General features: G+C 44.4%; 1 protein-coding gene. It reads left to right on the top strand.

Features of this window, described 5'->3' with window-relative positions; genetic code table 11:
* On the top strand, nt 1-280 hold a 280-nt coding region (locus tag NR125_RS30365; RefSeq protein WP_256816905.1), incomplete at its 5' end, for a hypothetical protein.
* Between the last annotated feature and the right edge of the window lie 71 nt (nt 281-351).

Raw genomic sequence — 351 nt, 5'->3', positions numbered from 1 at the left:
AGAGAAGGGAAAGAGAGGGAAAGAAAAGAAGAGAGGAAGAGAGAAGGAAAGGAAGGGGAAAGGGAAGGAAAGGAGAGGAAAGAGGAAGGAGAGAGGGAGGGAGGAGGAGAAAAAGGAGAAGAAGAGGAAAGAGAAGAGAAAGGAAGAGAGGGGAAAAAGGAGAAAGGAGGAGGAAGGAGGAGAAGAGGGAAAAAAGGGAGGGGAGAAGGGAAGAGAGGGAAAGGAAGAGGGAAAGAAAGAGGAGAGAAGGGGAGGAAAGAAAGGGAGAAGAAAAAAATAAGAAAAAAGGGATAAGATGGGGGTGTTTTTTTATAGTAATATTTACCACCGGAATTTTAAGAAAATTGCCCC

This window comes from Cytobacillus sp. Bac17, from assembly GCF_024519925.1.
Classification (GTDB): Bacteria; Bacillota; Bacilli; order Bacillales; family Cytobacillaceae; genus Cytobacillus; species Cytobacillus pseudoceanisediminis.
This window is presented reverse-complemented; position numbering and strand designations above follow the sequence as displayed.